Origin of the sequence: Mesorhizobium sp. CAU 1741 (assembly GCF_039839275.1) — a bacterium.
Taxonomy (GTDB): Bacteria; Pseudomonadota; Alphaproteobacteria; order Rhizobiales; family Rhizobiaceae; genus Aerobium.
Genome location: NZ_JBDOQP010000004.1, coordinates 429,607 through 450,138, shown reverse-complemented (window position 1 = coordinate 450,138; position 20,532 = coordinate 429,607). Strand labels below are relative to the sequence as shown.

At 63.4% G+C, this 20,532-nt stretch carries 17 protein-coding genes and 1 pseudogene; 11 read left to right on the top strand and 7 right to left on the bottom strand.

Features of this window, described 5'->3' with window-relative positions; all coding sequences use genetic code 11:
• Nucleotides 1-10: 10 nt before the first annotated feature.
• Nucleotides 11-1,273, bottom strand: a complete 1,263-nt coding sequence (gene phnA / locus AAFN84_RS18625) for a phosphonoacetate hydrolase (RefSeq protein ID WP_347516137.1) — start codon at nucleotides 1,271-1,273, stop codon at nucleotides 11-13.
• 115 nt (nucleotides 1,274-1,388) lie between these two features.
• Nucleotides 1,389-2,585, bottom strand: a complete 1,197-nt coding sequence (locus AAFN84_RS18620) for a 2-aminoethylphosphonate--pyruvate transaminase (RefSeq protein ID WP_347516136.1) — start codon at nucleotides 2,583-2,585, stop codon at nucleotides 1,389-1,391.
• Between the two features lie 123 nt (nucleotides 2,586-2,708).
• Between AAFN84_RS18620 and AAFN84_RS18615 the strand changes: the two genes are divergently transcribed.
• Nucleotides 2,709-3,581 carry a LysR substrate-binding domain-containing protein gene (locus AAFN84_RS18615; RefSeq protein ID WP_347516135.1) on the top strand — a complete coding sequence of 291 codons (873 nt, stop codon included), beginning with the start codon at nucleotides 2,709-2,711 and terminating at the stop codon, nucleotides 3,579-3,581.
• Nucleotides 3,582-3,618: 37 nt separating this feature from the next.
• On the opposite strand, the pseudogene AAFN84_RS18610 reads toward AAFN84_RS18615, so the two are convergent.
• Nucleotides 3,619-3,850 (bottom strand): annotated as a pseudogene (locus AAFN84_RS18610) (Na/Pi cotransporter family protein); the annotation flags it as partial.
• Here AAFN84_RS18610 and AAFN84_RS18605 point away from each other — a divergent pair.
• Complete coding sequence (locus tag AAFN84_RS18605; RefSeq protein WP_347516233.1) at nucleotides 3,827-4,132, top strand: ABC transporter permease subunit; 306 nt, start codon at nucleotides 3,827-3,829, stop codon at nucleotides 4,130-4,132. The pseudogene AAFN84_RS18610 and the gene AAFN84_RS18605 sit on opposite strands and share 24 nt — an antisense overlap.
• A gap of 143 nt (nucleotides 4,133-4,275) precedes the next feature.
• Here the strand turns inward: AAFN84_RS18605 and AAFN84_RS18600 are convergent, their stop codons facing one another.
• Together AAFN84_RS18600 and AAFN84_RS18595 are read right to left on the bottom strand one after the other, a co-directional pair.
• Nucleotides 4,276-5,649 carry an amidohydrolase family protein gene (locus AAFN84_RS18600; protein WP_347516134.1) on the bottom strand — a complete coding sequence of 458 codons (1,374 nt, stop codon included), beginning with the start codon at nucleotides 5,647-5,649 and terminating at the stop codon, nucleotides 4,276-4,278.
• Between the two features lie 21 nt (nucleotides 5,650-5,670).
• Nucleotides 5,671-7,044 carry an amidohydrolase family protein gene (locus AAFN84_RS18595; protein ID WP_347516133.1) on the bottom strand — a complete coding sequence of 458 codons (1,374 nt, stop codon included), beginning with the start codon at nucleotides 7,042-7,044 and terminating at the stop codon, nucleotides 5,671-5,673.
• A gap of 277 nt (nucleotides 7,045-7,321) precedes the next feature.
• Here AAFN84_RS18595 and AAFN84_RS18590 point away from each other — a divergent pair, with 277 nt between their 5' ends.
• The 9 genes from AAFN84_RS18590 to AAFN84_RS18550 all read left to right on the top strand — a co-directional run bounded on the left by AAFN84_RS18590 (nucleotide 7,322) and on the right by AAFN84_RS18550 (nucleotide 16,632).
• Nucleotides 7,322-8,197, top strand: coding sequence for a dioxygenase (locus AAFN84_RS18590; RefSeq protein WP_347516132.1), 876 nt, complete (start codon nucleotides 7,322-7,324; stop codon nucleotides 8,195-8,197).
• Between the two features lie 7 nt (nucleotides 8,198-8,204).
• Entirely contained in the window at nucleotides 8,205-8,957 is a 753-nt protein-coding gene (locus AAFN84_RS18585) for an SDR family oxidoreductase (protein WP_347516131.1), read from the top strand.
• Nucleotides 8,958-8,968: 11 nt separating this feature from the next.
• A complete protein-coding gene (locus AAFN84_RS18580) occupies nucleotides 8,969-9,862 on the top strand; it encodes a 3-keto-5-aminohexanoate cleavage protein (protein WP_347516232.1) in 894 nt (297 codons plus the stop codon).
• A 37-nt stretch (nucleotides 9,863-9,899) separates the two neighbouring features.
• Entirely contained in the window at nucleotides 9,900-10,931 is a 1,032-nt protein-coding gene (locus AAFN84_RS18575; RefSeq protein WP_347516130.1) for a zinc-binding alcohol dehydrogenase family protein, read from the top strand.
• On the top strand, nucleotides 10,928-11,275 hold the full coding sequence (locus AAFN84_RS18570) for a cupin domain-containing protein (protein ID WP_347516129.1): 348 nt from the start codon (nucleotides 10,928-10,930) through the stop codon (nucleotides 11,273-11,275). Before AAFN84_RS18575 ends, AAFN84_RS18570 begins: the two co-directional genes overlap by 4 nt.
• A gap of 188 nt (nucleotides 11,276-11,463) precedes the next feature.
• Nucleotides 11,464-12,966 carry an ABC transporter substrate-binding protein gene (locus AAFN84_RS18565; RefSeq protein ID WP_347516128.1) on the top strand — a complete coding sequence of 501 codons (1,503 nt, stop codon included), beginning with the start codon at nucleotides 11,464-11,466 and terminating at the stop codon, nucleotides 12,964-12,966.
• An 85-nt stretch (nucleotides 12,967-13,051) separates the two neighbouring features.
• Nucleotides 13,052-13,996 (top strand): ABC transporter permease, encoded by a 945-nt coding sequence (locus tag AAFN84_RS18560; RefSeq protein ID WP_347516126.1) that lies wholly within the window; start codon nucleotides 13,052-13,054, stop codon nucleotides 13,994-13,996.
• Between the two features lie 36 nt (nucleotides 13,997-14,032).
• On the top strand, nucleotides 14,033-15,817 hold the full coding sequence (locus AAFN84_RS18555) for a dipeptide/oligopeptide/nickel ABC transporter permease/ATP-binding protein (protein WP_347516125.1): 1,785 nt from the start codon (nucleotides 14,033-14,035) through the stop codon (nucleotides 15,815-15,817).
• Nucleotides 15,814-16,632: an ATP-binding cassette domain-containing protein gene (locus tag AAFN84_RS18550; RefSeq protein WP_347516124.1), complete on the top strand. Its 819-nt coding sequence runs from the start codon at nucleotides 15,814-15,816 to the stop codon at nucleotides 16,630-16,632. Before AAFN84_RS18555 ends, AAFN84_RS18550 begins: the two co-directional genes overlap by 4 nt.
• Nucleotides 16,633-16,651: 19 nt before the next feature.
• Here the strand turns inward: AAFN84_RS18550 and AAFN84_RS18545 are convergent, their stop codons facing one another.
• Both AAFN84_RS18545 and AAFN84_RS18540 read right to left on the bottom strand, forming a co-directional pair.
• On the bottom strand, nucleotides 16,652-17,674 hold the full coding sequence (locus AAFN84_RS18545; RefSeq protein WP_347516123.1) for a LacI family DNA-binding transcriptional regulator: 1,023 nt from the start codon (nucleotides 17,672-17,674) through the stop codon (nucleotides 16,652-16,654).
• An 862-nt stretch (nucleotides 17,675-18,536) separates the two neighbouring features.
• The gene (locus AAFN84_RS18540; protein ID WP_347516122.1) at nucleotides 18,537-20,519 is read right to left on the bottom strand and encodes a TRAP transporter fused permease subunit; all 1,983 of its coding nucleotides are present in this window, start codon (nucleotides 20,517-20,519) and stop codon (nucleotides 18,537-18,539) included.
• Between the last annotated feature and the right edge of the window lie 13 nt (nucleotides 20,520-20,532).

The window sequence follows — 20,532 nt, the reverse complement described above, 5'->3', positions numbered from 1 at the left end:
CGTGCGATCCTCACTTGTCCGGCAGCGCGGCCGCCATGGCGGCATAGTAGAATGCATCGAAATTTCGCAGCGAGGGGGCGTCGGGCATGTCCTTCAGAATGCGGTTGACGATGAAAGGCACCGCCTGTTCCGTTAGTCCGCCATGCGAGCGCAGAGGTTCGTCCAACGCCGCAAGGTCGTGCCGATGTTCCGAGGTTCCAACCGTGACGTTTTCGCCAGACACCACGACGATGTCGCCGATCCGGTCCGCCGGCAACTCGAAGCGAGCACACGCTTCCTCGCGGTCGAGGACGACCGTGATGCCGTCGAGTTCTGCGAGGCGCTTCATGATGTCCGCACGGTCGGCATCTTTAGGCAGATAGGCCGTTGCAAACGATCCGAGCGCGCCATGATGCACGACATAAGGATCGGTGATCGGCAGGATGACTCGCGCAGCATCCTTGCCGAGCCACTGGTCCAGCAGATCCTGGATGTAGATGACCGAAGGCGAGCCGTCGGCGTGATGCTTCGGCTTCATCCCATGGTCGGCCGTGACGACTATCGCGGCCCCCAGCGCGTCCAGCTCGGCAAGATATCTATCGAACATCTCGTAGAAATCGTTCGCCTGCTTCACGCCCGGCGCATATTTATGCTGCACGTAGTCGGTGGTGGTCAGGTACATGACGTCCGGCCGCCACTCACGCAGCAGCTTCACGCCGGCGGCGAACACGAACTCGGAGAGCTCTGCCGAGTAGACTTCCGGCACCGGACGTCCAAGCCAGGCCGACGCATTGTCGATGCCGTGTACCGCGACAGTGGTCGTGTCGGACTTTTCCGATGAGAAGCAGATGGCGCGGTCTTCGTCGAACTTCAGCCCGTGGCCCAGCAGCGAGCGCAGCTTGTCCTTGGCCGTTACCACGGCGACGCGCGCGCCTGCATCGTAAAAAGTCTTGAAGATGGTCGGAGCGCGAAGGAATTTCGGGTCGTTCATCATCACCTCTTCGCCCGTATCCGGGTTGTAGAGGTAATTGCCGCAGATGCCGTGGACCGAAGGGGCGCGCCCTGTCGCGATCGAAAGGTTGTTGGGATTGGTGAAGGACGGGATCACCGAATGCGCGGTGCGGACCGTGCCTTTCGTCCTGATCCGCTCAAGCGCCGGCATCAGGCCAGCGGCGATCGCTTCGTCGAGATAGGCCGGCTCGCAGCCGTCCAGGCAGATCGCAATCGCCGGCACGCGCGGCCATGAATAGGTTCGCCCATTGGCCGAAACGGTTACGGGGGACATCTGGTTCATCGTCGTTCCTCAAGAAACTGGCTGGCTGTCGCCTGTTTGGCGTATCTCAATACATTTGCCCAATCGCAATTCTGAATTGGATTGATTGACCGGGTCTATGGTTCGGCTTCGTGGCTCAGGCCGCCAGCTTGGCCCGCTCGTCGAGCGCGGCACTGGGCGGCGCTGCGCTCGTCACGCCCATCTCATGCAGCGACTGGCGGGCCGCATCAACGACGCGACGCATGACATGCTCATCCATACGGCCGATGCAGCCCACCCGGAACGATTCGACCACCGTCAGCTTGCCGGGATAGATGATGAAGCCCTTGTCCTTCATGAGTTCGTAGAAGCGCGAGAACACGAACGCCTCGTCGGCGGGACAGAAGAACGTGACGATGATTGGCGACAGCCACTGGTTGGCGAGCAGTGTCTCGAAGCCGAGATCGCGCATGCCACCGACCATCACGTCGCGGTTGCGCGCGTAGCGCTCTCCCCGCGCCGCGACGCCGCCTTCCATCTCGTGCATCTTGAGCGCTTCGAGAAAGGCCGCGACCACGTGGGTGGGCGGCGTGAAGCGCCATTGGCCCGTCTTCTGCATTGTGGCCCATTGCGCGTGAATATCGAGAGACAGTGAGTGGCTGTTGCCCTTTGCCGCTTCCAGCTCACTCTTCTTGGCGATGACGAAGCCGAAGCCCGGCACGCCCTCGATACACTTGTTGGCAGACGAAACCATCGCTTCAAACCTGATCTTGCCGGGTTCCAGCGCGACCGCTCCAAAGGCGCTCATCGAATCGACAAGCAGTTTGCGCCCGCGCGAGTACACGGCTTCCGAAATTTCGGAAATCGGATTGAGAATGCCCGAACTGGTTTCGCAATGGATTGCGATTACATGGGTGATGGCCGGGTCGGCGTCCAGCGCGGCGGCGACTTCCGACCCGCGTGGTGGGAGATAGTCTCCCTTGTCGATGAGGGTAAATGCACGCCCGATATATTCCATCGTCTGGGCAGCGCGCAGGCCGTAGGCGCCGTTGGCGAGCACCAGGACCTTGCTATCCCTCGGTACGAATGAACCCAGCATCGCTTCGACGCAGAATGAGCCTGAGCCCTGGATGGGGACGCAATCATACTGCCCATGCTCGTCCTCGATCATCGCAAGAAGACGCCGCCTTAGTTCGGCGGTCATCTCGCGGAAATCTCCATCCCACGAACCCCAGTCCCGAAGCATCGCTTTCTTGACCGCGTAAGCTGTCGTCAGCGGACCGGGCGTCAGCAGGTACGGCTCGCCGAGTGCGGGCGCCTCAAACGGGACATTATGCTGAAAATCGTCAGTCATCGACTGCCTCCACCAGAAACCAGAAGCACCATGCGCCCGACGTTTCCATTTGCAAAATCGTTATTTTGTATCCATCAATAAGCTGGATCGATAGGAACGGCGGCGCTCAGGCAAGGGTCGAGAATGCGATACGTTCAGTTGCGTGCATTTCACTACGTTGCGATATGCGGTGGGTTCTCCCGTGCAGCAGAAGCACTGTTCCTCACCCAGCCGGCAATTTCCGACCAGGTGCGCAAGCTCGAAGACGAATATGACGTCCTGCTCTTCAACAGGGCGAAGAAGCAAGTGACACTCACGCAGCAGGGCCAAAGCCTGCTGGAGATTACCCATCGCATGTTCGACACCGAGCAGCAGGCGCTCGATCTGCTTTCGGAATCGAAGGCGCTGCGGAGTGGCACCTTACGGATCGTCGTCGATTCGGCGCACCATCTCCTGCACGTGCTTGGGCGATTCAGGGAGCGCTATCCCGGAATCAAGATCACCGTCCGTGCCGGCAATACCGAAACCGTGATTTCCAGCCTGTTCGCCTACGATGCCGATCTGGGTGTACTCGGCGAGATACCCGAGAGCCGGGAGTTCGAAATCCTGCGGCTGAACTCGACGCCGATCATTGCGTTTGTTGCCGGATCGTATCCGCTGGCAGGGCGTCGGTCGGTTACCATGGAGGAACTTGCTGCGCATCCGCTCATCATGCGTGAACGCGGCTCCAAGACGCGGCACAAGCTGGAAGCGATGGCGCAAAGCCAGGGGGTGGTGCTCAAGCCAACGATTGAAGCGGAAGGTCGCGAGGCGGTGAGGGAAATCGTCGCGTCCGGCGCAGGTGTCGGCTTCGTGTCGTCGGCCGAGTTTGGCCATCATGGCCGGCTGGCTCCGTTGCGCATCGAAGCGCCGGAAATGATGATGGACGAAGCGCTGATCTGTCTGCGCGAGCGTTCAGGCGGAAAGCTCGTGCGGGCATTCTGGTCTATCGCCGAGCAATTTCGCATGGGCGACTGAGATCGACAGCGGTAACAAGCCTCCGATTAATGGACGTTCATGAGCTGACCGGCTGCGCAAGCCTGCTTTCCAGCAGGTCTCCACTGCGCTTCAGGATCGGATAGGCGACCGTTGCCAGAAGGGAGTTGATCTCCTTCAACGCTCTTGCGACCTCCAGATGCATGCCGCTGGTCTCGATGCTTTCAGGCGTGCCCGACTGGAGCCGCTTGAGGTGACGATCGTGGCTTTGCACGGAGGCGATCGACATGGGGCCGGTTGAGGCGCTGCGCTCGGTCGGGGCGAGCCCGTTGCAGGTTTTCCAGTATGCAGTCGTTCCACAGGTTCGCGTCGCCTTCACCGGCATTGCCATCTACACGTGGGACGTTGCCTTCCGCGCAGCTACTGTCGTCGGCTTCTTCGGTGGCGGCGGAATGGGCTGGTATCTGAAGCGAACGACCCAGCAGCTGGAATCGACCCGTGTCGCCGCGATCCTGCTCGTGATCATCGGCCTCGTTCTCCTTGCCGAGATCGGTTCTGGCTGGTTGCGCAGAAAAATCGGCCGGATGCGGTGATGCAGTATGAAGCGCGCGGATCGAACGGGGCCTGACGTAAACCATCACGGCCAATGCCCGTCGACGAAATACAGGAAATTCGAGCTCGGACATTGATCGTGATGGTTGCCTGCACCGCAGGTTCTTAGCGATGATACGACGGTTCAGGCTGAACCAGGAACGCTGTACCCGGCGTCGCGGATGATGCGGTCGGACGATTCCATCAGGCGGGTGCGCACGGCGCGTACCTTGTCGTCGCCGTAGAGCAGTGCGCCGTTGCGCTTGCGGAAGGTGCCGTCGACCATCACCGTGTCGACATTGCCGACATGGGCGAACTCGACCACCGAGAACAGCGGGTTGCGCACCGGGAACATGTTTAGGTCGTTGGCGCGCAGGAGCACGATGTCGGCCTGCTTGCCGGGCGTCAGCGTGCCGATGCGGTGGCCGAGGCCGAGTGCTTCCGCGCCGCCGATCGTCGCCCATCTCAGGGCGTCGCGGGCAAAAATCGGCTTGTTCTCGACCGGCTTTTCCGGCTTGACGATGTCCTCGCGTACACGCTCATTGAGTGCATAGGCCAGCGCGAGCTGCATCTCGCGGAACATGTCGCCGGGGATCTTCGGCTCGACGTCGACGCCGAGCGATGGCAGGCCACCGAAATTCACCACGCGGCTCACCGCCGGCGGTCGGCCGTAGCCGCGGATCTCGGTCTGGACCGACGAGGTTACGGTGATGCCGGCATCGACCATCAGCTTCAGCTCGTCGTCAGGCAGGTAGTTACCGTGCACGATGTTGTGTTCGGCGCCGAGCAGGCCTTCCTTGATCAGGATCGTATAACCGTCCGCCATCAGCTCCTGATGCTTGCGCATCGTCGCGTGCGAGGAGGTGCGAAGGCCGAGCTCGCGGGCAAGGGCGAGATTTGCGCGGATCGACGGCTCCTCGGCCCAGTGCGGGCCGGGGATCGCCAGCGACATGGTCACGAGGCGCTCTTCATTTGAGAGCCGCTTGCGGATCTGCTCGACGCGGTCGCGCGGATGGATGCGCTGCAACTCCGCGTCGGTCGGCTGCTGGTCGGCGCGGTAGACGCCGGTGCCGAGGCAGAAGACGGAACGGATGCCCGATTCCTCCAGCGCGTCCACGGAACGTTCCGCCTGCTCGGTCGAGCGCACGTTGTGGCAGTAGTCGAGCAGCGTGGTGACGCCCGCATCGAGCCGGCTCAGCGCGCCGGCCAGCGTGGCGATGTGGTTGTCGTCGGGCTCGAAATAGGTGCTCATGCCGGCGAAGACGTCACGCAGGTACTCGCCCTGGCGCCAGTCGCAGCCGATTGCCTTCAGGCCCGTTTCCCAGGTGTGTAGATGCGCGTCGACCATGCCGGGAATGGCGATCATGTCACGAGCATCAACGATCTCGTCGGCCTCGCCGAGGTCGGTGCCCACGGCAAGGATTTTGTCGTTGCCGATCAGGATGTCTTGGCCAGTCACATCGCCGATCGTGTCGTCGAGCGAGACGATCCAGCCGCAGCGGATGAGTGTCTTATTCATCGTCTTGTCCTTCCCGTCCGCTCAGGCGGCGCTGAGCTTGAAATTGGCTTCGTCCATCGCCCGCATGGCGGAGGCGCGCATCTCGTCCATGCGTGTGGCCAGCAGCCCTTCGTCGAAGAGCAGCTTGCCGGCACGCTTGCGCACCACGCCGTCGACGATGACGGTGTCGACATTCTTTGCGCCGGCCTGCTCGACGATCGTGTAGATCGGGTCGTGGACTGGGAAGATGTTGAGGTCGCGGGCGCGCAGCATGGTGATGTCGGCCTTCATGCCCGGCGAGAGCCGGCCGACCTTCTTGTCGATGCCCATCGCCTGCGCGTTGCCGATCGTCGCCCATTCCAGCGCCTCGCGCGAGCGCACCGGCATGACGGACAGCGACGCCTTTCCCTCGGCGGCGTTGTCGCGGTGCGCCGACCAGCGGGCATGGGACAGGGCGGCCTGCATCTCGCGGAACATGTCGCCGGTGACGATCGGCTCGACGTCGATGCCGATGGAAGGCATCGAGCCCAGCGCGCGCATGCGCATCACCAGCGGGTCGGGCGCGTGGCCGTGCAGCTCGACCAGCACGGTGGCGGTAACGGTCGCGCCGCAATCGGCGATCGCCTTCAGCTCCTCGTCGTCGATATAGTTGCCGTGGACGATGTTGTGGTCGGGACCCAGCAGCCCGGCCTTGGCCAGCGCCAGATAGCCGCGCGGCGAGATGCACTTGTCGTTCGGCTTGGTCGCATGTGTGGTGGAGATCAGGCCAAATTCGCGGGCGAGCCGAACGTCCTGCTCGAACACCTCCTGCGTGCCGTAGTGCGGCCCGAGGATCGCCATCGCCAGCGTCACGCGCTGGTCGTCCGACGCCATGCGGCCCTTGCGCAGCGCCTCGATGCGGTCGCGCGGGTGTGGCACGTGGGTGAACGGCGTCTCGCCGGGTGCTGCCGGCGGCTTGGCGGTGCCGTGGGCGAAGACGGCGCGGATGCCGGATTCGTCCAGCCCATCGATCGCTGCTTCCGCCATCTCCAGCGACTTCAGGTTGTGGCAGAAGTCGATGACCGTGGTCACACCGCTGTCGATCTGCGTGAGCGCGCCGACGAGATTGCCGAGGTAGTTGTCACGCGGGCCGTATTTGGTGGCGATGTTGGCGTGGATGTTGGCGTGGTAGTCCGGCCCCATCCATTCCGAGCCGATGCCGCGCAGGCCACACTGCCAGACATGAATGTGGCCGTTTATGAGACCCGGCATCACGATCATGTCGGACGCGTCGATGACCTCGTCATGGGCGGCGTCGAGCGACTTGCCGGCGGCAAGGACGCGATCGCCCTCGATCAGCAATTCGCCGCCGGTGAAATCCCCGATCGAGGGGTCCTGCGTGACCAGCCAGCCACATTTGATCAGCGTCTTCTTCAAGATGTCAGCTCCACCTGTTTTCCGCGCCAGCCGATGCCATACAGCTCCGGCTGCGACAAGACGGCGAAACTGCCGCCCTCCAGCCTTTAGATCACCAAACCATGCACCATGATCGCAATCGATTGCAGATTAGGTTCTGACTTTGGTGGCGTCAATACCGCCAGAAACGCTGTGGAAATGGGCCCAGGCGGGGAGGCGGCATGGGAGAAGCGAAGTTTCCAGTTGACATCATGCAATCGATTGCTGTTAGCCTATAGACAGTCAACGAGGCGGATAAATGCTTATCCAGGATCAGAGCGATGTGACGGGAGCGGTGCTGAAGGCCGTCGGCCAGGCGCCGGACTCGCGTCATGGCGAAATCCTGTCGGCGCTGGTGCGGCATCTTCATGCTTTCGTGCGCGAGGTGAGCGTTTCGGAAGAAGAGCTCGAATTCGCCTTCGGCTTCCTCAACCGCATCGGGCAGGCGAGCAACGACCGCCACAACGAGGCCGCACTCTTCTCCGACGCGCTCGGCGTCTCGACGCTGGTGTGCCTGCTGAACAACGGCGCCGGCGGCGCGACCGAGACGGCGGCTGCACTGCTCGGCCCGTTCTGGCGCCTCAACGCGCCGGAGCTCGAAAGCGGCGCAAGCCTTCTGCGCAGCCCGACGCCGGGCACCCCACTGCTTATGCGTGGGCTCGTCCGCGATCACGCCGGCAATCCCATTCCCGGCGCGCGCGTCGACGTCTGGCAGGCGTCTCCTGCCGGACTCTACGAGAACCAAGACGAGCAGCAGGCCGACATGAACCTGCGCGGCGTCTTCACCGCAGATGCGGATGGCCGCTTCCATTTCACCAGCGTGCGGCCAGCCGGCTATCCGGTGCCGATGGGCGGGCCGACGGGCGCCATGCTGCGCGCCCAGCGCCGCCAGCCGCTGCGTCCGGCGCACCTGCATTTCCTCGTCTATCGCGAAGGCTACAAGACGCTCGTTACCCAGGTTTTCCCGGGCGACGATGCGCATCTCGAGGACGATCCCGTGTTCGGCGTCACGCCGGCCTTGATCGGCAGCTACCAGACCGAGAACGAGGGCAACGCCGACGAGCGCTGCGTACTCGACTACGAATTCGTCATGCAGCCCGGCGAGGCCCGGCTGCCCGTTCCCCCGATAAAGTAGGTGCGCCATGCGTAGCGTTGCGGGCAAGATCGCCCTGGTGGTAGGCGGCAATGGCGGTGTGGGTGCCGCGACGGCGGCCGAATTGGCGAAGGCCGGCGCGACCGTCGCCGTCACCTTCCGCCGTGGCGAGCGCGATGAGCCTGGGGCGGCCGCGCTCAAGGCCGGGCTGGAGGGCAGGGGATACGCCGCTTTCGAGGCCGACGTCGCCGATACCGCATCACTGAAGACCCTGCGCGGCGCGCTGGAGAGCCGTTTTGGCCGTGTCGACATCCTCGTCCATGCCTCGGGCTTCACCAAAGCCATCCCGCACGCTGATCTCGACGCCTTGGACGACGCCTTCATCGACCACATGTTCGAGGTCAACTGGCGCGGGCAGTTCGCCACCATGCGCGAGCTGGCGCCGCTGCTGAAGGCCAGCGACGACGCGCTCGCGGTCTTCATCTCCTCGATCGCGGCCAGCAACGGCGCCGGCTCCAACATCGCCTATTGCGCTGCCAAGGCCGGCACCGAGACGCTGGTGAAGTCGCTGGCCCGCGCGCTGGCACCGTCGATCCGCGTGATGGGCGTCTCGCCCGGTGTGGTCGACACCGGCTTCGTACCGGGCCGTGGTGCCAACTTCAACGACAAGATCAGTCAGACTATCCCTCTGAGGCGGGTCGCCACCGCGGACGATGTCGCTGATGCGATCCTCGCCTGCGCCACGCATTTGACCTACGCTACGGGCACGACGCTGGTGGTCGACGGCGGGAGGCTGCTGTGAGCGGCGTCGCCATGCACAAGGGCAAGGTGATCCTGACCTGCGCCATAACCGGCAATTTGACCAAGCCGGACCAGACGCCGCATCTGCCGATCACACCGGCGCAGATCGTCGACTCCGCGCTGGAGGCCGCTGAGGCTGGTGCCGCGGTGGTTCACATCCATGTCCGCGATCCCGAAACCGGGCGTCCTTCCATGGAACTGGACCACTATGCGCAGGTCGTTGAGGGATTGCGCAAGGCGCGGCCGGACCTGATCCTCAACCTGACGACCGGCCCCGGCGGGCGTTTCGTGCCGTCGGATGAAGACCCGAAGATTGCGGCCCCCGGCACCACGCTCATGGCGCCGGAAAAGCGCGTCGGCCACATCGCGGCGCTCAAGCCCGAGATCGCCACGCTCGACCTCAACACGATGAACTCCGGCGGCGAGGTGGTCATCAACACCCCGCGAAACGTGCGCCGCATGGCGAAGGTGATCCGCGACGCCGGCGTGATGCCGGAGATCGAGCTGTTCGACAGCGGCGACATCGCCTTCATGAAAGACCTGCTGTCCGACGGCACGCTTGCCGGCCCGGTGCTGTGTTCCTTCGTGCTGGGCGTGAAATACGGCTTCCAGCCATCGCCGGAAACGGTCCTCTATGCTCGCAACATGCTGCCGGCAGGCGCGCGCTTCACGGCGATCGGCATCGGCCGCGCCGCGTTCCCGATGGTGGCGCAATCCTTCCTGGCCGGCGGGCACGCCCGTGTGGGGCTCGAGGACGGCGTCTATCTATCGCGCGGCGAGCTGGCGCCGTCCAATGCTGCGCTTGTGACCAAGGCGCGGCGCATCATCGAAGACCTCGGCGGCACACTCGCAAGCACCGCAGAGGCACGCGCCCTGCTGTCACTGCCGCAAATGGTCCAGTCATGACGCACATCATTTCTTCAGTTCATTCGGGAGCCTTGTCTTGAACCTCGCAGCCTCCGCGGCCGTCCCTTTCGAAACCCCGGCCACGCGCGCGCGTCTCCTCGCAAAGGCGGCCGACATCCATTCTCTGGCCCCGTCGGTAGAAACCGGTCCGCTTGTGCTGAAGAGCGGCGACGAGGTCGTGGTTCGAATTCATGCGGCCGCCGTCAATCCGTCGGACGTAAAGGCGGCGACGGGGCTCATGCCCTATGCCGTGTTTCCGCGCACACCGGGCCGCGACTTCGCCGGCACCGTTGTCGCCGGCCCGTCCGAGCTGATTGGCACGGAGGTGTTCGGCTCGTCCGGCGACCTCGGCATCCGCCGAGACGGCAGTCACGGCACGCATATGGTCGTGCCGCGCGATGGGCTGGTCGCGAAGCCGGCGAGCCTAAGCTTTGCCGAGGCCGCCGGCATCGGCGTGCCATTCGTCACCGCCATCGAGGGCTTTCGCCGCGCCGGTCTTCCTGGCGAAGGCGACGTCGTTGTCATCATGGGCGTCAACGGCAAGGTGGGGCAGGCTGCAGCACAGATAGCAACATGGCGCGGCGCGCGCGTGATTGGCGTGGTGCGCAGATCGGAAACCTATGCAGGCCACGCCAGTGCGCGGCTCGAGATCGTCGACGCCAGCAGCGAAGACGTGGCCGAACGCGTTATGGCGCTTACCGACGGGCAGGGCGCCACTATAGTCTTCAACACCGTCGGCGACCCCTATTTCGCCGCCGCGCACAAGAGCCTCGCCAAACTCGGCCGGCAGATCCTGATTGCTGCGATCAACCCGATCGTCGACTTCAACATCTTCGAGTTCTATCGCGGCCGCCATAGCTATTACGGCATCGACACGCTGGCTTTGTCCTGCGCGGAGACCGGAAACGTGCTTCGAGAGCTTCTGTCGGGCTTCGAAAGCGGTGCGTTGAAGACTTTCCCCGTGACACCGGCGGCCCAGTTTCCGCTGGAGCGCATCGCCGACGCATACAGCGCCGTGATGTCCTCCAGCCGCGACCGCGTGTTCATCATGCCGGAGAGCGCGCAATGAACGTGACGCCGATCGAAGCCGCGCCACAATACCACCCGCCTGAGCATTTCGACATGCGCTGTCTGCGACTGCAGGGCATGGAGGCGGGTCTGTCCGACACGCTCTGGATGGGCCTTTCAGAGATCGCTCCAGGTGGCCATACGTCGCTCTCGGCATCACCGTATGAAAAGCTCTATCTGGTGGTCGAAGGCGAGGTGGTCGTAGGCACCGGAGACGAGGAAGCCGTGCTGTGCAAGCTCGACAGCTGCCGCATCGCGCCTGGCGAAGCGCGCGTGCTGGAAAACCGCGGCAAACGCCCGGCGCTCATCGTCCTGTGCATGCCTCTCGCGAAGGAAAAGACATGACCGGAAAGGTGCGAAATCGCCGGCGCGGCAACGCTTCCAGCGCCTTTGCGACAGGCTTGCAATCGTTCGCATGATGACTTACGAATTTAGGAAACAACAATAAATACGACTGCATCTCGGGAACACGAAATCGGCGAATCCTCGGGCCAATGGAGGATTTTTCGCTGCTCTGAAGGAGAAAGAGCCAAATGCTAAAGCAAGCAATCGATTGCGCCAAATATACCGTGGCGGCAAGCTGCATCGCCATCGCGTGCTTCGGCACCGCTGCCCAGGCGGAGCCCAACGGGACCCTGCGCTGGGGCATCGGCTTCGAGCCGCAAGGCTGGAATCCCCAGCTTCCCCCGAACACCACTTACACGCAGCTCGTCTATGAAGGCCTGATGCGCATGGCGCCGGATGGGACAACGATCGAGCCTGCGCTTGCCACCGAATGGACCGTCACGCCGACCGACATCACCTTCAAGCTGCGCGACGACGTCGTCTTTCATGACGGCACGCCGTTCAACGCCGACGCCGTGATCGCCAACATCGAAAACGTGCAGGCGGCGTCCAACCGCTGGCGGGAGGCCATCGGCGGTATCGACAAGGTCGTCAAAGTCGACGACCACACCGTGCGCTTCGACCTGCTGCGCCCGAGCCCGTCGCTGCCCTTCACCCTGACGCAGCGCGGCCTGAACATGATCAGCCCGAAGGCGCTGGCCGACGGCATCTGGGAGCGCGAGCCCGTCGGCACTGGCCCCTATGTCTTCAACCAGTCGCAGACCGTCTCCGGCTCGACCTATGTCTTCGACTATTTCGCCGATTACTATGATCCGGAATCCGTTGGTCCGGAGCGCGTCGAGCTCTCCTACTTGCCGGACTCCGCTTCGCGCTACAACGCGCTGCTCGCCGGTCAGGTCGACGCCGTGGACGGTGACCCGACGCAGATGCCGACGGCGGAGTCGCAGGGCTTCTCCAACCACGTCTGGAGCACGCTGCGCTATCACCTGCTGATGTTCGACCGCGCCGGCGCGCTTGGCGACGTCCGCGTCCGCAAGGCGCTTTGCATGGCAATGCCGCTGGAGCATATCAACGCCGCGCGCTACGAAGGCCTCTTGAAGTTTCCGGCCCAGCGTTTCGACGAGGCGGACCCGGCGCACGTGCCCGGCTTGAAGGCCTATGAATACGACATCGAGGGTGCCAAGGCCCTGTTGGCGGAAGCCGGAGTGACAGACCTGTCGCTGCAGTTCCCGAGCCCCGACTTCATGCGCATCATCTCGGAACTGACCAAGGAGAGCTTCGGCATGATCGGCGTCGACGCCGAGATCGTCATGATGCCTACGCCTGAATACTTCCAGAGCTTCTACACCGGGCGATACCCCTTCATCGTCAACACGATGACGCCTGAGAATGGTGGGATGTTCAACTACTATCCGTTCCGCTTCGCCGCAGACGGTCCGGCGAATACATTCAAGGTGGAGCCGCCCGCCCGTCTGGAAGAGTTGTACCAACTCGCCCTGGAAGCGCCTGAGGAAGAGCAGCCGGCCCTGCTTCAGGAGATGACGCAGATCATCCATGACGAAGCGCTCGATTGTGGGTATTTTGATACGGCAGGCGTGGTTCACTATAACAGCGAGACGATTGCCGAGATCGCCACGACGACGTGGGAGCCATCGGCTCTGCGTTACAAGGACGTGAAGATGGCCGAATGAGGCTTCCGGGGGTGGCGCTTCGCCGCCCCTCGCCTATCGGTGTGCACAATGGCGCTTTCTGTCGAGACGATTGGGTGAGGCCGGGATGTGGAAACTGACATTCGCTAGAACAGTCGCCGCGATCCCAGTTATCGTCCTCGTCGCGCTGGTCGCGTTCATTCTCTTCCGTTTCGTTCCTGTACAGGCGCCGGCGGCCATCCTGGGAGATGGCGCCACGCCTGAAGCGGTCGCCCGGCTCACCGCTGAGATGGGATTGGACCGCCCCGCACCCGTACTGTTTTTCGAATGGGTGGGTAACGCGCTTCGCGGCGATTTCGGCCGTTCCTACGTCACCGGGCTGGAAGTGTCGGCTGAGATCGCTCACCGGATGCCAATCACGTTGACGTTGGCGCTCGGCGGCATCTTCATCGCGGTGCTCCTCGGCGTGCCGACCGGCGTGATCGCCGCCCTCAACCGCAACTCGTTCATCGACCGCGCGCTCACCGGCATCGTTTCGGTGCTGCTTGCCATGCCCGGCTTCTGGCTGGCGCTGCTGCTGGTGCTGTTCTTCGCAGTGCAGATGCGATGGCTGCCAGCGGCCGGCTACACGCCACCTTCCGCAGGCATCTGGCCGTGGATCAGGGGCTTCATCCTGCCGTGCCTTGCACTTGGACTGGGCGCCACCGCCAACATCGCCCGGCACACCCGCTCGTCGATGCTCGCCCAGCTCGACTCGCAATACGCCCGAGCCCTGACGGCGCGCGGTTGCCCACGCGGCCGGCTCGTGATGCGCTACTGCCTGAAGAACGCGATGATGCCGGTGCTCGCCATCATCGGCATGCTTACCGCGCTGATGCTCAGCGGCTCCTTCGTTATCGAGAAGGTGTTTTCGGTACCCGGCCTTGGCTCGCTGATCCTCGATTCAATCAATCGCGGCGACACGCCGGTCCTTCAGGCCGTGGTGGTCGTCGTCGCTGTCTTCATCATCGCGGTCAACCTGATCGTCGACATCGGTTACGGGCTTCTCGATCCCAAGGTGCGGCCGGAATGATTTGGACTGCGGCATCCATGACGGAGATGTTCTGACATGAGCGACCAAGCAGCCAACGCGCTGGAGGCGCCGCTCGAGGCTGCACTTACGCAGACGAGCGACCGCCGGCCCGGCTTCCTCGCACGGCTGCTCTCGCAGCCATCGACGGTGTTCGCGCTATGCTGGGTGATCCTACTCGTCATCGTGGCGCTGTTCGCCAGCTATCTGGCACCGCACGATCCCAACGCGTCGAGCGTCATGCGCCGACTGCAAGGCTTCTCTTCCAACAACTGGCTGGGCACCGACGACCTCGGCCGCGATCTTCTTTCACGTGCGATGTGGGGCGGTCGCGTCGCGCTCCACGCAGTGGCGATGGCGGTCGGTCCGGCGCTGCTCGTCGGCGTACCGATCGGGCTCTTCGTCGCCTATCGCGGCGGCTGGTGGGACCGCATCGTCATGCGCCTCGTCGAGGTTGAGCAGGCGATCCCGATGCTGCTCTTCGCTTTCACCTTCATCGCCATCTTCGGTCGCGGCCTGACCAACGCGATGCTCGCCGTCAGCCTTGGTTTCGCGATGTCCTATCTGCGGCTCACCCGGGCCGTGGTCTTGGCTGAACGCCCAAAGGCTTATGTCCAGGCGGCGGAAATCCAGGGCTATTCGGTGCCGCGCATCCTGTTCCGCCACATCCTGCCCAACGCCATCGGCCCGATCGCGGTGCAAACGTCGATCCTCGCCGGCGTGGCGATCTTGCTGGAAGCGATGCTGAGCTTCCTCGGTCTTGGCGTCGCCACCGGCAGCCCGAGCTGGGGCGCAATGCTTGACGACGCCCGCCGCTTCCAGATCCAGCAGCCGCTTCTGTCACTGGTGCCGGGCGCCGCTATCACCATCACCGTGCTCGCCTTCAATCTGCTCGGCGACGGCTTTCGCGATGCGTTCAACAGTGACCTCGTTATCAGCCGTCGCAAGAAGCCGGAGCCGGTTGCGGCCGAACCCGTGGTCGCCGACAGCCCCGCCGCCGCGGAAGCGCAGTCCAACAGTGTGCTGCGCCTGTCGCATGTCAGTGTCGAGTTTCCCTCGCATGGCGGCGCTTACCAGAAGGTTGTCAGTGACGTTTCCTTCGCCATCGCCCCCGGGGAAATCTATGGCCTGGTCGGTGAGTCTGGTTCCGGCAAGTCGATGACCACTGCCGCCATACTCGGCCAGGCTCCAAGACCAGGGCGCGTCAGCAGTGGTTCCATTCTCCTCGATGGGAAGGAATTGGTCGGCCTGCCCGAGCGCCAGATGCGGGCCATTCGCGGCCGGGACATCGGAACGGTGTTCCAGGACCCGATGATGGCGCTTTCGCCGGTTCACAAGATCGGCGACCAGATGATCGAGGGGCTGGTGCGCCATGAAGGGATTTCACGCAAGCAGGCGCTGGAGCGCGCTGCCGAGCTGCTCGACCTCGTTGGCGTCATCGACGCGCGCAACCGGCTGAACGATTATCCGCACCAGTTCTCAGGCGGCATGGCCCAGCGTGCCATGATCGCGGCAGCATTGATATGCAGGCCGAAGTTGCTGATCGCCGACGAACCCACGACCGCGCTCGACGTAACGGTGCAGAAGCAGGTACTCGATCTGATGCTGCGGCTGCGCGAGACGCTGGGAATGTCGATTCTTTTCATCACCCACGATCTGGCAGTCGTCGCCCAACTCTGTGACCGCGTCGGCGTGATGAAACTCGGCGAACTCGTCGAGGAAGGTACGACTTCCGCACTGTTTGCGGATCCGAAGCACGCGTATACGCGCCAGCTTCTGCACGCCCGCGAGATGCTGGACGGCCCGATGGGGACGGCACGATGAACGCGCCCAACGATGACGTCATCCTCAGGGTCGAAGACCTCACCATCCGTTACGAGAAGGGCCGCTCCATCTGGGGCACACCGCGATACGGCCAGGTCGTCCACGGCGTCTCGTTCTCAGTCAAGCGCGGCGAGACCTTCGGATTGGTGGGGGAATCCGGATCGGGCAAGAGTACGATCGGGAAAGCTATCTTGCGCCAGATCCCCGTGCTCGGCGGTACTATTGGGTTTGATGGTGAGACTGTCACCGATTGGCCGGAGGGAACGACCCCGTTGGCCTATCGGCGTGCTGTGCAGGTGGTTTTCCAGAGCCCGCGCCTTTCGCTCAACGCCCGCATGTTGGCGCGCGACACCGTGGCAGAGGCCGTGCACTTTCATCTCGGGCTGCAAGGCCGCGAGCTGGACGAGCGCGTCGACCGGCTGTTCGACGATGTCGGCCTGGCACGCCATCTCGGCGACCGTTATCCCGACGAGCTTTCCGGTGGCCAGCAACAGCGGGTCGCCATCGCGCGTGCACTGGCCTGCGATCCGCGCCTCGTGATCTGCGACGAGGCGGTGAGCGCGCTGGATGTTTCGACACAAGCCCAAGTGATTGCGCTACTGCGGCGCCTGCAGGAAGAGCGAGGTCTAAGCTATGTCTTCATCTCGCATGATCTGGGCGTAGTGCGGAACCTGTGCCATCAGGTCGGCGTGCTCCAGCATGGCCGGTTTACCGACATCGGTCTCACCGAGGATATCTTCGAACGCCCCCGCAGCGACTATACGCGCGCATTGCTGGATGCCATTCCAAGGTTTCCGGGCAGGACCGCGGCCTGATCGGATTGACGTCGCGGGGCTACGCCTTGCGCGTAGACCCCCGTACAACGAGTTCAGGCGCCAGCACGATACTGCGCCGCGCACCGCCGTCGTGGTTGATCTCGCTCATCAACAGTCGGGCCGCTTCGCGGCCGAGTTCACGGTGGCTGATGCGGATAGTGGTCAGCGGAGGGTGCACCATGTCGACCAGCGGCATGTCGTTGTGGCCGACGACGGAAATATCGTCGGGTACGCTGAGGCCAGCGGCCTGCAACGCATCATAGGCACCGAGCGCCACGAGATCATTCGAGGCGACCACGGCCGTCAGGTCCGGCTTCAGCGCGCGCAATGCATGCATGGCGGCTGCGCCAGCAGGGCGGGTATACGCGTTGCTTTCCACGATCGGTGTATCGGCCGGGTCCATCTCAAGCGCCGCAACGGCGTCTTTAAAACCATTGCTGCGAAGAAAGCCCGTGGACAGGTGTTGCGGCCCGGCCAGATGGCCGATGCGTCGGTGTCCCAGGGAATGGAGATGCTGAATAGCCAGCCGCATGCCGTGCACGTCGTCCGACGTCACGGAGGATACGCGCATCAGGCTCTCGGCGCGGTTCACGAGGACGACCGGCAGCCCTTCGTTCATGCATTGCTGTACCAGATCATCGTTGCGGCTTACGGTCGCCAGGATCAGCCCCTCGACCCGACGCGCGACGAGTTCGAACATCATTTCGGTCTGGCTGCGGGATTCGGTGCCGACATCGGCGACGATCGTGGCGAAGCCGCTATCCGAAGTCACCTCCGCAATGCCGCTGAGAATCGGCGAAAACACCGGATTGCTGATGTCGGGGAGAAAGACGCCGATCAGTTTCGAACGGCCGGTCCGTAGACTTGCGGCCGCGGCATTGGGATAATAGCCGAGCTTCTTGGCGGCACGTTCGATGCGTTCGCTCGTCTCCTTACCGATCAGTCCGCGCGTCGACGGGTTAAGCGCACGCGAAACGGTCGAAGGATGAACACCCAATTCGTCGGCAATCTTCTTGATGGTCGTTCCACCGGCTCGCTGCAAGCACTCACCTCCGCCCGATGCCACCATGCGAAAACACGCTGTAGTCAGTCATCTAGACCATTCGGGAGAAGGACGGAACCAATGACTACCGTCTTGCGAGCAAAATCCGCCAAGGATCGTACGAATTCGGGCGATCGTGTTGCCATTGAAAGCGTGCTCGTCTCACGGCGCAAGCTAGCGGCGGCTCTTCCTGGCATGAAAGCGAAGATCAACAATGGGGCCATCCGTGGTTGGATGATCGCCATGCACCCAATATGCATCGCCGGCTTGCTTATCCGGGACGGTAGCAGCGCGCCAACGTGCGCGCAGGCAGGGGCGACCGATAACCCACGCCGATCTCGATCGCCTGCTGGCAGGCGCAAGACCGAAACGGCCTGAACCCATGCGCCGCCGCATGGCCGTTCACGAGGCCGGTCACGCGCTGTCCAGGCTGGTGCTCGGCATCGGGCGCGTCGAGCTCATCACCCTGACCGGGCCATCCGGTTCGGCCTATGTGGAATCATCGCAGGATGAGGACGTGCTAGACACCGAGCCGGCGATTCAGAGGCTGTATTCTATCGGCCTAGAGCGACGTGGAAAGCCTCCTCTCCGAGTAAAGCGGCATGCAAGGAGCTCATGGGTCCCTTCATCATCCAGTGATGGTACGCGAAAACGAAAGATCCTGGACGCGCTCGACTAGGTCTGGACAGATCCGGTAAGCCTGCAGCCCTTGTATTGGCAGTTGGCTCCCTCTCACTCCGATGCGATTTCCGGCGCAACCAGCCGGCCGTCCGGCAAAGCCCGGCAAGCAGCTCCGCTCCTCCGGACAGGCGCACGTCCGAGAGCCGTCACCCTTCGGTACGAAGCGAGAGGTTTGACGTTTTCAGCCCTCATGCGGCGTGCTCGGACGACCAAGGGGGCGATTGCTCGGCGCGCCGCGGTTTATGCCCAGCCACAGTTCGCAAGCGACAAGCACCACGCCGAGGCCAACGCCCGCTATGTCCGTGTAGACCGCGCCGGAAAACGCCCCGGCCGGAATCAGTGCCATAATGCCTGTGCTGAGGAAGGCGACGCGGTGGAGGATAGCCAGACGTCTTGTCATGAAGCCGACGATCCCGACGGATCCTAGGAAAACCCCGAACACAGCCGTTGCGACCGCCATGGCGATTTCAACGGCTTCGCCCTGCATGACCAGGGCTGGCGAGAACACGAAGAGGAACGGCACGATATAGGCTGTCCAGCCAAATCGCATCGATTCCAGGGCCGTCGCCAGCGGATCGGCCCTGGCGATCGAAGCAGCCGCAAAGGCGGCGACGGCGACCGGTGGCGTGACGAAGGACAATAGCCCGAAATACATCACATAAAGATGGGCCGAGATCGGCGTCACCCCGAGCTCGATGATGGCGGGCGCGACGAGCGCGGCCAGCAGCACGTAAACGCCCACGGTCGGCAGCCCCATGCCGAGGATGATGCAGACAACCGCCGAGATCGCCAGAAGCAGCAAGAGGTTGCCGCGTCCGATCTGGACCAGGGTCAGCGTCAGGCTGAAGCCGAGACCGGAGATCGACAAGATGCCGATCACCACGCCGGCGCCGGCACAGATGACGATGATGTCCACAGCGCTCAGCCCTGTCCGGTGCACGCTCTGCAGCATGGCGCTCAGGGACGGCCGCTTGCCCTTGTATCCGAACACTGCCGAAAGCACGATCAGCGTGAAGATCGCGGCGACAACCGCCATTTGCGGCTGCCAGTTCAGCGAGAACAGTGCGTAGATCATCACCGCGAAGGGCAGGAAGAAGTGCCAGCCTGCCTTCAGGACAGAAAGCGTCTTCGGAAGTTCGGAAAGCGGGATCGCGGCGATGGCCGCCTTTCCGGCTTCGAGATCGACCTGAATGAAGAGCGCCAGGTAGTAGAGGATGGCGGGAACGAGCGCTGCCAGCAGCACCTCGGAAAACGGGATCTGAAGGAACTCGGCGATCAAAAAGGCCGAGGCCCCCATGACGGGCGGCATCAGCTGCCCGCCGGTCGAGGCCACCGCCTCGATGGCGCCGGCACGTGCGGGCGCATAGCCGGCCCGCTTCATCAATGGGATCGTGATGACACCCGACGCCACCACGTTGGCCACCGCGCTACCGGAGATCGAGCCGAAAAGCAGGGAGGCCAGGACCGCGATCTTGCCGGGTCCTCCTCGGAACCTGCCCATCAGGGCAAGCGACAGGTCCGACAGAAAGGCCGCGCCTCCGGTGGCCATCAGCAGGCTGCCGAAAAGGAGGAAGGCGACAATGACCGTGCAGGCGACGATGATCGGCGTGCCGAGCATGCCGTTCACGTCGATTGCCAGATAGGCGGCCAGCCGCTCCACGTCCGACGAACGCCCGTCGAGCGGTGCGGGCATCAGGTGCCCGTAGAGCCCGTAGAGCAGGAACAGGATGATGATGATCGGCAGCGACCAGCCGCTAGAACGGCGCAGCGCTTCGACGCTGAGCAGGATCATCGCCCCGCCGGCGATCACCCCGCCTCGGGGGCGCATGAGGATTAGGTCGACGAGGCTGGGAATGTTGACGGCGAGGTACATCCCCGAAGCCAGACCGGCCAGCGCGAACAGCCAGTCGTACCAGGGAACTTGCCTCCGCTGCGTATCACGACGTGCGGGCAGATGAAGGAAGGCCAATGCCAGGCTGACCGCCAGCATCGCGGCGACGAATTGCTGCGTTAGGATGTCGATCCCCACGCGACGAAAGAGATCGCCGCCCCACATGAGGGCGGCGATTGTGATTGCCGAAGCGAGCGCGATCTTCAACCGGCCTACCGCGCCTGCAGTGTACGGATGCGAGCTGTCTTCCATCGAGGAGGCGTTGTCGGACATGGTCGGCGCTCGT

Bases quoted from the DNA above. Each gene is read 5' to 3' on its own strand.
- phnA (WP_347516137.1), bottom strand. From the start codon at position 1,273: ATGAACCAGATGTCCCCCGTAACCGTTTCGGCCAATGGGCGAACCTAT.
- AAFN84_RS18620 (WP_347516136.1), bottom strand. From the start codon at position 2,585: ATGACTGACGATTTTCAGCATAATGTCCCGTTTGAGGCGCCCGCACTC.
- AAFN84_RS18615 (WP_347516135.1), top strand. From the start codon at position 2,709: ATGCGATACGTTCAGTTGCGTGCATTTCACTACGTTGCGATATGCGGT.
- AAFN84_RS18605 (WP_347516233.1), top strand. From the start codon at position 3,827: ATGGGGCCGGTTGAGGCGCTGCGCTCGGTCGGGGCGAGCCCGTTGCAG.
- AAFN84_RS18600 (WP_347516134.1), bottom strand. From the start codon at position 5,649: ATGAATAAGACACTCATCCGCTGCGGCTGGATCGTCTCGCTCGACGAC.
- AAFN84_RS18590 (WP_347516132.1), top strand. From the start codon at position 7,322: ATGCTTATCCAGGATCAGAGCGATGTGACGGGAGCGGTGCTGAAGGCC.
- AAFN84_RS18585 (WP_347516131.1), top strand. From the start codon at position 8,205: ATGCGTAGCGTTGCGGGCAAGATCGCCCTGGTGGTAGGCGGCAATGGC.
- AAFN84_RS18580 (WP_347516232.1), top strand. From the start codon at position 8,969: ATGCACAAGGGCAAGGTGATCCTGACCTGCGCCATAACCGGCAATTTG.
- AAFN84_RS18570 (WP_347516129.1), top strand. From the start codon at position 10,928: ATGAACGTGACGCCGATCGAAGCCGCGCCACAATACCACCCGCCTGAG.
- AAFN84_RS18565 (WP_347516128.1), top strand. From the start codon at position 11,464: ATGCTAAAGCAAGCAATCGATTGCGCCAAATATACCGTGGCGGCAAGC.
- AAFN84_RS18560 (WP_347516126.1), top strand. From the start codon at position 13,052: ATGTGGAAACTGACATTCGCTAGAACAGTCGCCGCGATCCCAGTTATC.
- AAFN84_RS18555 (WP_347516125.1), top strand. From the start codon at position 14,033: ATGAGCGACCAAGCAGCCAACGCGCTGGAGGCGCCGCTCGAGGCTGCA.
- AAFN84_RS18550 (WP_347516124.1), top strand. From the start codon at position 15,814: ATGAACGCGCCCAACGATGACGTCATCCTCAGGGTCGAAGACCTCACC.
- AAFN84_RS18540 (WP_347516122.1), bottom strand. From the start codon at position 20,519: ATGTCCGACAACGCCTCCTCGATGGAAGACAGCTCGCATCCGTACACT.